Origin of the sequence: Streptomyces humi (assembly GCF_001005085.2) — a bacterium.
GTDB classification, from domain to species: Bacteria; Actinomycetota; Actinomycetes; order Streptomycetales; family Streptomycetaceae; genus Streptomyces; species Streptomyces humi.
Genome location: NZ_LBMU02000085.1, coordinates 1 through 10884 on the forward strand (window position 1 = coordinate 1; position 10884 = coordinate 10884).

The window sequence follows — 10884 nt, forward strand, 5'->3', positions numbered from 1 at the left end:
GACCCTGTGGGAGAGTAGGACGCCGCCGAACTCCTTTTAGAGCTCTGGCTCTTGGGCATCTGGCCCAAGAGCCAGAGCTTTTTTGCGTTGAGGTAAGGTCAGGGGGCAAAGTTGGCTCGTTTCCCACCACAGGAGGCCCCCGGGTGGAGGTCCAGGAGACCCGCGTCCAGACGGATCGGGTACTCACCATCCCGAACATCCTCAGCATGGCGCGCCTCGTCGGCGTACCCGTCTTCCTGTGGCTGATCCTGTGGCCCGAGTTCGGCGGGCCCAAGAGCGACGGCTGGGCCCTGCTGGTGCTCCTCTTCAGCGGCGTCAGTGACTACCTGGACGGCAAGCTGGCCCGGCGCTGGAACCAGATCAGCAGCCTCGGCCGGCTCCTCGACCCGGCCGCGGACCGGCTCTACGTCCTGTCGACCCTGGTCGGACTCACCTGGCGCGAGATCCTGCCGCTCTGGCTGACAGGCGCGCTGCTGCTGCGTGAACTGATGCTGCTGGTGATGGTGTGGATCCTCCGGCGGCACGGCTATCCGCCCCCGCAGGTGAACTTCCTGGGGAAGGCCGCCACCTTCAATCTGATGTACGCGTTCCCCTTGCTGCTCCTCAGTGACGGAAGCGGCTGGATCTCGTCACTCGCTGCTATTTTCGGATGGGCGTTCGCCGGATGGGGTACAACCCTCTACTGGTGGGCAGGAGTGCTCTACGTGGTGCAGGTCCGCCGCCTGGTCCGTGCGGACGCCACAGCCGATTGAGCTCGGCGATTGTCCGGACGTAGTGGCTCTCGATTCCTCTCGATGGCTCGCAGCGCAAAAGTGCGGGACAATCTTGACGGGTGAAGTCGGCTAGACAGTCATCTCTTAGAGGAGGACGCTTCCGACATGAAGGCCGTCGTGATGGCCGGTGGTGAAGGCACACGCCTTCGCCCCATGACCTCCAGCATGCCCAAGCCACTCCTTCCGGTCGTGAACCGACCGATCATGGAGCATGTGCTTCGGCTGCTCAAAAGGCATGGGCTCACCGAGACCGTTGTCACCGTGCAGTTCCTGGCATCGCTGGTCAAGAACTACTTCGGTGACGGCGAAGAGCTCGGCATGGAGCTCACCTATGCCAACGAGGAGAAGCCACTCGGTACCGCCGGAAGCGTCAAGAACGCCGAAGAGGCGTTGAAGGACGATGCTTTCCTCGTCATCTCCGGCGATGCGCTGACCGACTTCGACCTCACCGAACTGATCAACTTCCACAAGGCAAAAGGCGCGCTTGTCACGGTGTGCCTCACGCGTGTGCCCAATCCGCTGGAATTCGGCATCACCATCGTCGACGAGGAAGGCAAAGTCGAGCGCTTCCTGGAGAAGCCGACCTGGGGTCAGGTGTTCTCCGACACGGTGAACACGGGCATCTACGTGATGGAGCCCGAGGTATTCGACTATGTCGAGGCCGACGTTCCCGTCGACTGGTCCGGCGACGTCTTCCCGCAGCTGATGAAGGAAGGCAAGCCCGTCTACGGCTATGTGGCCGAGGGTTACTGGGAGGACGTCGGCACGCACGAGTCGTACGTGAAGGCGCAGGCCGACGTGCTGGAGGGCAAGGTCGACGTCGACATCGACGGCTTCGAGATATCTCCCGGCGTCTGGGTCGCGGAGGGCGCCGAGGTGCACGCCGACGCCGAACTCCGCGGGCCGCTCTACATCGGTGACTACGCGAAGGTCGAGGCCGGCGCGGAACTCCGGGAACACACCGTCGTGGGTTCCAACGTCGTCGTGAAGAGCGGAGCCTTCCTGCACCGGGCCGTCGTGCACGACAACGTGTACGTCGGACAGCACAGCAACCTGCGGGGCTGTGTCGTCGGGAAGAACACGGACATCATGCGGGCCGCGCGGATCGAGGACGGGGCGGTCATCGGTGACGAGTGCCTGATCGGTGAAGAATCGATCGTTCAGGGCAACGTCCGGGTCTATCCGTTCAAGACCATCGAGGCCGGCGCGTTCGTCAACACGTCGGTGATCTGGGAGTCCCGGGGACAGGCGCACCTGTTCGGTGCCCGTGGTGTGTCCGGGATCCTGAACGTCGAGATCACGCCCGAACTGGCCGTCCGGCTGGCCGGCGCGTACGCGACGACGCTGAAGAAGGGCTCCACCGTCACGACGGCCCGCGACCACTCCCGCGGCGCCCGTGCGCTGAAGCGTGCGGTCATCTCGGCGCTCCAGGCCAGCGCCATCGACGTACGGGACCTGGAGAACGTACCGCTGCCGGTGGCGCGGCAGCAGACCGCGCGGGGCAGTGCCGGCGGCATCATGATCCGGACCTCGCCGGGGGTGCCGGACTCCGTCGACATCATGTTCTTCGACGGGGCCGGCGCGGACCTCTCGCAGGCCAGCCAGCGCAAACTGGACCGGATCTTCGCGCGGCAGGAGTACCGGCGCGCGTTTCCCGGTGAGATCGGCGACCTGTACTTCCCGGCCAGCGTCTTCGACTCGTACACGGGCTCGCTGCTGCGCAACGTCGACACGACCGGGATTCTCGAGTCCGGCCTCAAGGTCGTCGTGGACGCGTCCAACGGCAGCGCCGGGCTGGTGCTGCCCAGCCTCCTCGGCAAGCTGGGTGTGGACTCGCTGACCATCAACCCCGGCCTCAACGAGGCGCGGCCCACCGAGACGGCCGACCAGCGGCGGTCCGGAATGGTGCGCCTCGGCGAGATCGTGGCGTCCTCGGGAGCCGCGTTCGGCGTGCGGTTCGACCCGGTCGGCGAGCGGCTGTCCCTGGTGGACGAGAAGGGCCGCATCATCGAGGACGACCGGGCGCTGCTGGTCATGCTGGATCTGGTCGCGGCGGAGCGGCGCAGCGGCCGGGTGGCGCTCCCGGTCACCACGACCCGGATCGCCGAGCAGGTGGCCGCCTACCACGGCACCCAGGTCGAGTGGACCACGACCTCGCCCGACGACCTCACGCGCGTGGGCGGTGAGGAAGGCACCATCTTCGGCGGTGACGGCAAGGGCGGGTTCATCGTCCCCGAGTTCAGCAGTGTCTACGACGGCACCGCGGCCTTCGTACGGCTGATCGGTCTGGTGGCGCGGACGCAGCTCACGCTCAGCCAGATCGACGCTCGGATTCCGCGGGCGCATGTCCTCAAGCGCGACCTGGCGACCCCGTGGGCTGTCAAGGGTCTGGTCATGCGGCGTGTCGTCGAGGCGGCCGGTGATCGCTTCGTGGACACGACCGACGGTGTGCGGGTCGTCGAGACCGACGGACGCTGGGTGATGGTGCTGCCCGACCCGGCCGAGGCGGTCACCCACCTGTGGGCGGAAGGGCCCGACGACGCCTCCGCGCAGGCCCTGTTGGACGAGTGGGCGGCGATCGTGGACAGCGCCGGACGGTAACCGCGCCGCACGCGCGCGTGCCGGACAAGTGTCCCCAAGGGGGCCTGTCCGGCACGCCGGAGGGGCCGTTCGGAGGTACTGGTCGCGACGTGCGACGATGTGCGGCATGCCGCAGCAACCCCCCGTTCGGAGCAGCGTCCCCCGGCCGCAGCGCCCGGACGCCTCCATGTCGTTGATCACCAACGTCATGGATCACAGCCTCGACGACGGGTACGCCGAGGCAGCGGCCCGGAAGCGGGCCCTGGGGGAGGGCGGTGGCATGCCGAAGACCCTCCGGGCCAGGCTGGGTCTCGCCGGCGGTCTGGTGCTCGCGGCGCTCGTGGTGACCGTGGGAGCCGCGCAGGCGCGTGTGACGGCGCCCGTGGTGGCCAAGGAGCGCCAGGAGCTCATCGACCGCATCGACCGTGAGACGACGTCCGCCGACAAGCTGGAGACCGACGTCGACAAGCTGCGGGACGACGTCAGCGACCGGCAGCGGGCGGCGCTGAGGGAGAGCGGTGGCAGCGGGCAGGCCGACCTGGTGGGCGTTCTGTCGGGTGCCACGGCGGTGCACGGCCCCGGTGTGAAGCTGGTGGTGGACGACGCCAAGGAGGCCTCCGCCGGCGGTGACGCCGACAATCCGCGGGAGACCTCCGGGTTCTCGGACACCGGCCGGGTCCGTGACCACGACATGCAGCGCGTCGTGAACGGGCTGTGGGCCTCCGGCGCCGAGGCGGTCTCCATCAACGGCCAGCGGCTGACCGCCCTGTCCGCGATCAGGGCCGCCGGAGAGGCGATACTGGTCGACAACAGGCCGCTGGTGCCGCCGTACACGGTGCTGGCGGTGGGGGACGGGAAAAGCCTCGCCTCCAGGTTCCAGGACAGTCCCGACGGGCTGTATCTGCACGCCCTGGAGGACAACTTCGACATCCGGGCGACCATCGCCACGGAGAGTGACGTCCGGCTGCCGGCCGCGCCGAGCGTGATCGTACGTACTGCGCAGCCGTACACCGAGAAGACTGAGAAGGGCACATCGTGATCGCCGTACTTGGCCTCGTCGTGGGCGTCGTGGCCGGACTGTTGGTCCGTCCTGAGGTTCCGGCGGTCGTCGAGCCGTATCTGCCGATCGCCGTCGTCGCGGCGCTCGACGCCGTCTTCGGCGGTCTTCGGGCCATGCTCGACGGGATCTTCGACGACAAGGTCTTCGTGGTGTCGTTCCTGTCGAACGTGGTGGTGGCCGCGTTGATCGTCTTCCTGGGCGACAAGCTCGGCGTCGGCTCGCAGCTGTCCACCGGGGTCGTGGTGGTGCTCGGTATCCGTATCTTCTCCAACGCCGCGGCGATCCGGCGGCACGTCTTCCGGGCGTGAGTGGCATGAGCGAACACGACAAGCGGCCGGAGCACCGGCTGCGCAGAGAACTGCCCGCCGAGGTGCCCCCGGCGGTGCCGGCGGCCGGCGTGGCCGACGAGCCGACGGCGGAGCCCGGGCTGACCGGTCGGCAGCGGCTGGTCCAGGGCCTGTGGCCGCCGAGGGCCAGCCGGGCCCAACTGATCGTCGCCGTGCTGCTGTTCGGGCTCGGGTTCGGGCTCGCCGTGCAGGTGGCGTCGAACAGCGACAACGACAGCGCGCTCCGCGGGGCCCGGCAGGAAGATCTTGTTCGCATCCTCGATGAACTGGACGACCGTACTCAGCGTCTTGAGGACGAGAAGACAGGACTCGAGAAGCAGCGGCAGGAGTTGCAGAGCAGTTCCGACCAGGCCGCGGAGGCCCGAAAGCAGACGGCCGAGAAGGAGAGGCAACTCGGCATTCTCGCGGGCACCGTGGCGGCGCAGGGTCCTGGTATCACGATGACGGTCGACGACCCGAAGGGGACGGTGCAGGCGGACATGCTGCTCGACGCGATCCAGGAGTTGCGTGCGGCCGGGGCGGAGGCGATCCAGGTCAACGGCGTCCGGGTGATCGCCGGCACCTATCTCACCGATTCCGGCAAGAGTGTCAGCGTCGACGGGAACAAGATCACCCAGCCCTTCGTTTTCAAGGTGATCGGCAAGCCGCAGGACCTGGAGCCGGCCCTCAACATTCCCGGAGGCGTGGTGCAGACCCTCGAGAAGGAGCAGGCGACCGTGAGTGTCGAGCGGTCGGCCGGGATCGTCGTGGATGCCTTGCGACCGGCGAAGGAGCCTGACTACGCTCGGTCGTCCTCACAGTGAACCGGTGGTGCATGGGGGACGTCCGGCGAGGGCATGAGGATGCGGGGGGTCGGCGCACCGGGGACCCGGTGCGTGGTGGAAACTGTTTGGTGGATACGGACGTTGTGAGGTTGTCCGGGTCGGCCGGTTTATTCAGTCAGGGTTCGTCCTGCCCCACGGGCGGGTCTGTTTCGGTCAAGGGGAATCGCCCGTGAAGTTGTTTGCGAAGTTGTTCGGCAAGAGCGCGCGAGAGGGCAGCGACAACGCGACCGCTCGCCATCGCGCACAGCCCGACGCAGAGGGCCAGCGCCCCCTGTTCCGGGATCAGGTGGCTGGTCCGGGGGGTGACATTTCGGGAGGTCAGGGCGCGCCGTCAGTTGACCCGTCCCAGTCCGGCGGCATAGGTTTCGGGCAACCGTCAACCTCAGGTGCGGGTGGAGGGTTCACCTCCGGCCCGTACGCGTCCAACGCCCCGGCGGGGCAGCCGCGGCAGGAGGATCCGTCCATGTCGGCCCTGGTTTGTACGAGGTGCGGTAACCGCAACGCGGAGAACGCCCGCTTCTGTTCCAACTGCGGTGCCCCGCTGCGCGCGGGCGCCGTTCCCGAGCGGGCGTCGGAGACGACGTCCACGATCTCGATCTCCGGGCTGGAGGCGTACGACGCCGAGGTCACCGGTCAGACCCAGGTGCCGGCGCTCTCGCCCGAGGCGCAGGCGGCCGTCGACGCGCTGCCGCTCGGCTCCGCGCTGCTGGTGGTGCGCCGTGGGCCGAACTCCGGCAGCCGTTTCCTCCTGGACAGCGACCTGACCACGGCAGGCCGGCACCCGCAGAGCGACATCTTCCTGGACGACGTGACGGTCTCGCGCCGCCATGTGGAGTTCCGCCGCCAGCCGGACGGCTCCTTCACGGTGGCCGACGTGGGCAGCCTCAACGGCACGTACGTCAACCGGGAGCGCATCGACCAGGTCGCCCTGTCGAACGGTGACGAGGTCCAGATCGGCAAGTACCGGCTGGTCTTCTACGCGAGCCGGCAGGGCATCTGACCCGCCGGACCTCGTCTGGGGGACCCCAGGGAAGAAGGTCCATGCCGCACACACCGAGCGGCGGTGCCGGTCATGGCACCGCCGCCACGGAAACCGGGCTGATGAGCATCGGCACGGTGCTGAACGTGCTGCGCGACGAGTTCCCCGAAGTCACCATCTCCAAGATCCGCTTCCTGGAGTCGGAGGGGCTCATCGAGCCGCGCCGGACCCCTTCCGGGTACCGCAAGTTCAGCGCCGGGGACGTGCAGCGTCTCGGACACGTCCTGCGGATGCAGCGGGACCACTATCTGCCGCTCAAGGTCATCCGGGAGCACCTGGACGCCATGGAGCGCGGTGAGGCCGTGCAACTTCCCGTGCTGGGGCGCCAGCGCGACGGGGAGGCGGTGCCGATGGTGCCGGAGGCGCCCACGGTGGCGCGGATCGGGCGCCAGGAGCTGCTGGCGGCCGCCGAGATCGACGAGGGCTGCCTCGCGGAGTGGGAGTCGTACGGGCTGATCGCCCCGCTGGAGGACGGCGTGTACGACGCCGAGTCGGTCACGGTGGCGTCGCTCGTGGCCGAGCTGGGGCGGTTCGGGATCGAGCCGCGCCATCTGCGGGTGATGAAGGCCGCCGCCGACCGTGAGGCCGGCCTGGTGGACCAGGTGGTGGCTCCGCTGAAGCGGCACCGCAACCCGCAGACCAGGGCCCATGCCGAGGCCCGTACGAAGGAGCTGGCGGCGCTCGCGGTGAAGCTGCACGCCGCGCTGGTGCAGATCGCACTCGGGGTGCGGCTGCCGTGACCGAAGTGACAGGACCCGGGCTGAGGCCGGATCGGGCGCGCGTTGTCGGCCCGACTACCCAAACGTCCCGGGCACGGCCTAGGGTTGCTGTGTGAACGAGCTCGATGTCGTAGGTGTCCGGGTGGAAATGCCCTCCAACCAACCGATCGTGCTCCTGCGCGAAGTGGGAGGCGACCGTTACCTCCCCATCTGGATCGGGCCGGGGGAAGCGACGGCGATCGCCTTCGCCCAGCAGGGCATGGCCCCCGCGCGACCGCTGACCCACGACCTGTTCAAGGACGTGCTGGAGGCCGTCGGTCAGGAGCTCACCGAAGTACGCATCACGGACCTGCGTGAGGGCGTCTTCTACGCGGAGCTGGTGTTCGCCAGCGGCGTCGAGGTGAGCGCCCGTCCGTCCGACGCGATAGCGCTTGCGCTGCGCACCGGTACGCCGATCTACGGCAGCGACACGGTGCTGGACGACGCGGGGATCGCCATTCCGGACGAGCAGGAGGACGAGGTGGAGAAGTTCCGGGAGTTCCTGGACCAGATCTCGCCCGAGGACTTCGGCACCAGCAGCCAGTGAGAGAACCGAGCGGCCCGTTACCCACCGGAAGGTCGGTGACGGGCCGGTTCGTGGCCGGGGCGGCCGAAACTCATGGGCAATTGCCAGCGGCCACTGAGAGCGTCCTACGGCCTCCCGCCAGAGCATTCGGCTAGCCTTTCCCCGCGGTGGGGCACGGGAAACCACTCCTAGGGTGATTATCACTCGGCGTGCCGAGTGTGGCGATCGTTGACGCGCCCCTGGTGACTGCCTACCGTCGAGAAGGCAGGTCAAGGACGGAGGTCGGCGTGAGAAGCAGCGGCGACGGTACGGCTGGGGGTGCCCCCGGACACGGTTTCGGGGAGAGCGGTCCATACCCGCTTCACAGCAGCACAGCCGGTCACGCCCCGCAGCGGCCGACGGCAGTGCCGAGCGGCGGAGGGGCGGCGTCCATGGCCACCGAGGAGATCGGCTACCGCGGGCCCACGGCCTGCGCGGCGGCCGGCATCACCTACCGGCAACTCGACTACTGGGCCCGCACCGGCCTGGTCGAGCCCAGCGTGCGGCCCGCCTACGGGTCGGGCACGCAGCGTCTGTACAGCTTCCGGGACGTCGTCGTCCTGAAGATCGTCAAGCGGTTCCTGGACACCGGGGTCTCCCTCCAGAACATCCGCAGCGCGGTCCAGCACCTCAGAGAACGCGGTTTCCGCGACCTGGAGCGCATGACCCTCATGAGCGACGGCGCCACCGTCTACGAGTGCACCTCGCCGGACGAGGTGCACGCCCTGCTCCAGGGCGGTCAGGGCATCTTCGGGATCGCGGTCGGCGTGGTCTGGCGGGACGTGGAGAACGCGCTCTCCCAGCTGCACGGCGAACGCGTCGACACCGGCGAGACCCTGGTCGGGCACAACCCTGCCGACGAACTGGCCCGGCGGCGCAACAAGGCGGTCTGACCTCCCGGCGCGTCCGGTGCGTCCGGCGCGTTGTCAGTGGCGTGGTGCAGCATCGGAGACGTGAGAAACGCGCCCACGGTCCTGCATCTCGACATGGATGCCTTCTACGCCTCGGTGGAGCAGGCGTCCAAGCCGAGCCTGCGCGGGAAGGCCGTGGTCGTGGGCGGGCTCGGACCGCGTGGCGTGGTGGCCACCGCGTCGTACGAGGCCCGGGTGTTCGGGGTGCACTCCGCGATGCCGATGGCGCAGGCGCGCAGGCTGGCGCCGAACGCGGCCTACCTGGTGCCGCGCTTCGCGCTGTACCGCTCGATCAGCGAGCAGGTGATGGCCCTGTTGCACGAGCTGTCGCCGCTGGTGGAGCCGTTGAGCCTGGATGAGGCGTTCGTGGACCTGGAGGCCGGTGAGAGGGCCTCGGACGAGGCCTCGGCCCGATCGGTCGGGGAGCGGCTGCGCGCGGACATACGGGCCGTCACGGGGCTCTCCGGGTCCGTCGGGCTCGCCGCCTCCAAGATGCTCGCGAAGATCGCCTCCGAGCAGGCAAAGCCGGACGGGCTGGTGCTGATCGAGCCGGGCACCGAGCGGGCGCTGCTCGGGCCGATGCCGGTGCGGACCCTGCCGGGGGTGGGGCCGGCGACGGGGGACCACCTGCGACGGGCCGGGATCACCACGGTCGCTGAGATCGCCGAGGCCGGTGAGGACGAACTGGTGCGGCTGCTGGGCAAGGCCCACGGGCACGCGCTGTACGCGATGGCGCTCGCGCACGACGAGCGGCCCGTGGTGGCCGAGCGGGAGGCCAAGTCGGTGTCCGTGGAGGACACCTACGACGTGGACATCCACGACCGGCTGCGAGTGGGCATGGAGGTGCGGCGGCTGGCGGACCGGTGCGTGCGGCGGCTGCGGGGAGCCGGGCTGTCGGGCCGGACGATCGTGCTGAAGGTGCGGCGGTACGACTTCTCGACGCTGACCCGCTCGGAGACGCTCCGGGGGCCGACCGACGATCCGGCGGTGGTGCGGGAGGCGGCCGCGCGGCTGCTGGACTCGGTGGACACGACGGGCGGCGTGCGGCTGCTGGGGGTGGGGGTGACGGGCCTGGCCGACTACACCCAGGAGGACCTGTTCGCGCAGGCCGCGGGGGAGGTGACGGAGGTCACGGCGGAGGAGGAGACCGCGGAGCCGGTCGCCGCGGCCGAGCAGGACGCGGCGGCCGGACGGCGCTGGCCCGCGGGGCACGACGTGCGGCACGCGCAGTACGGACCCGGATGGGTGCAGGGCAGCGGGCTGGGGCGGGTGACGGTGCGCTTCGAGACGCCGGCGTCCCTGGTGCCGGGTCGGGTGCGGACGTTCCGGGTCGACGATCCGGAGCTGGAGCCCGCGGATCCGTTGCCGTTGGTGGAGGACATGGCGGGGGCCGCGCCTGACGGCCCGCACCGGGACGCCGGCGGCCCTCAGGCCCCCGTGTCCTCCGTGCCCGCCAGCTTGCCGAACTCGTGGTCCGGGCGGGGCGGGGGCGGGACCGCCGTGTCCAGACCGTAGTGGTGGTAGAGCTGGAGCTCCTGCTCCGGGGAGAGGTGACGGCCCACTCCGAAGTCGGGGGCGTCCTTGATCAGGGCGCGGTCGAAGGGGATGCGCAGGGTGCCCTCGACCAGCTCGCTGGGTTCCAGGGGCACGAACGCGTCCCGGGAGAACAGGCCGGTGCGTATGGCCGCCCACTCCGGCACGCCCGTCGCGTCGTCGAGGTACACCTCGTCGATCGTGCCGATCTTCGTGCCGTTGCGGTCGAACGCCTTGCGGCCGATCAGGTTGCGCGGATCGATGTCGGTCTGCACGGGCCCTCCACTTGGTCGCAACTCATCCGTAAGCACTACAAAAGAGCACATTCAAGGAGGCGGCCACTCGAAGGTCCGTGCGTTGCCCCCGCTGGTACGCTGACAGCGGCTGCTGACCCCGTGCGGGAGAGTCCTCCGGGCAATCCGGAGGCGCCGAAGGAGCAAATCCTCCCCGGAATCTCTCAGGCCCACGTACCGCACGGACGAGGTCACTCTGGA

General features: G+C 69.2%; 11 protein-coding genes and 1 riboswitch. Of the genes, 10 read left to right on the forward strand and 1 reads right to left on the reverse strand.

Annotated elements, in window-relative coordinates; translation table 11 throughout:
- Positions 1 to 143 precede the first annotated feature (143 nt).
- The 10 genes from clsA (at position 144) to AAW13_RS33490 (ending at position 10372) form a co-directional block, all read left to right on the forward strand.
- On the forward strand, positions 144 to 752 hold the full coding sequence (clsA, locus tag AAW13_RS33445; protein WP_046727251.1) for a cardiolipin synthase ClsA: 609 nt from the start codon (positions 144 to 146) through the stop codon (positions 750 to 752).
- Between the two features lie 126 nt (positions 753 to 878).
- The gene (locus AAW13_RS33450) at positions 879 to 3374 is read left to right on the forward strand and encodes a mannose-1-phosphate guanyltransferase (RefSeq protein ID WP_046727250.1); all 2496 of its coding nucleotides are present in this window, start codon (positions 879 to 881) and stop codon (positions 3372 to 3374) included.
- Positions 3375 to 3480: 106 nt separating this feature from the next.
- Positions 3481 to 4392, forward strand: coding sequence for a DUF881 domain-containing protein (locus AAW13_RS33455; RefSeq protein ID WP_240528805.1), 912 nt, complete (start codon positions 3481 to 3483; stop codon positions 4390 to 4392).
- The gene (locus AAW13_RS33460) at positions 4389 to 4721 is read left to right on the forward strand and encodes a small basic family protein (RefSeq protein ID WP_046727248.1); all 333 of its coding nucleotides are present in this window, start codon (positions 4389 to 4391) and stop codon (positions 4719 to 4721) included. Before AAW13_RS33455 ends, AAW13_RS33460 begins: the two co-directional genes overlap by 4 nt.
- A 5-nt stretch (positions 4722 to 4726) precedes the next feature.
- Positions 4727 to 5563 carry a DUF881 domain-containing protein gene (locus AAW13_RS33465; protein ID WP_046727247.1) on the forward strand — a complete coding sequence of 279 codons (837 nt, stop codon included), beginning with the start codon at positions 4727 to 4729 and terminating at the stop codon, positions 5561 to 5563.
- Between the two features lie 190 nt (positions 5564 to 5753).
- Positions 5754 to 6584 (forward strand): FHA domain-containing protein, encoded by an 831-nt coding sequence (locus AAW13_RS33470; protein ID WP_206306310.1) that lies wholly within the window; start codon positions 5754 to 5756, stop codon positions 6582 to 6584.
- Positions 6585 to 6625: 41 nt separating this feature from the next.
- Positions 6626 to 7363: a transcriptional regulator FtsR gene (gene ftsR / locus AAW13_RS33475; protein WP_046727245.1), complete on the forward strand. Its 738-nt coding sequence runs from the start codon at positions 6626 to 6628 to the stop codon at positions 7361 to 7363.
- A 91-nt stretch (positions 7364 to 7454) separates the two neighbouring features.
- Positions 7455 to 7928, forward strand: a complete 474-nt coding sequence (locus AAW13_RS33480) for a bifunctional nuclease family protein (protein WP_026253112.1) — start codon at positions 7455 to 7457, stop codon at positions 7926 to 7928.
- Between the two features lie 266 nt (positions 7929 to 8194).
- Complete coding sequence (locus AAW13_RS33485) at positions 8195 to 8839, forward strand: MerR family transcriptional regulator (RefSeq protein WP_071659766.1); 645 nt, start codon at positions 8195 to 8197, stop codon at positions 8837 to 8839.
- Between the two features lie 60 nt (positions 8840 to 8899).
- Positions 8900 to 10372 carry a DNA polymerase IV gene (locus AAW13_RS33490; protein ID WP_046727243.1) on the forward strand — a complete coding sequence of 491 codons (1473 nt, stop codon included), beginning with the start codon at positions 8900 to 8902 and terminating at the stop codon, positions 10370 to 10372.
- Here AAW13_RS33490 and AAW13_RS33495 read toward each other — a convergent pair.
- On the reverse strand, positions 10285 to 10665 hold the full coding sequence (locus AAW13_RS33495) for a PRC-barrel domain-containing protein (protein ID WP_046727242.1): 381 nt from the start codon (positions 10663 to 10665) through the stop codon (positions 10285 to 10287). The genes AAW13_RS33490 and AAW13_RS33495 overlap by 88 nt on opposite strands.
- A 113-nt stretch (positions 10666 to 10778) precedes the next feature.
- A riboswitch (glycine riboswitch) is annotated at positions 10779 to 10873 on the forward strand.
- Positions 10874 to 10884 lie beyond the last annotated feature (11 nt).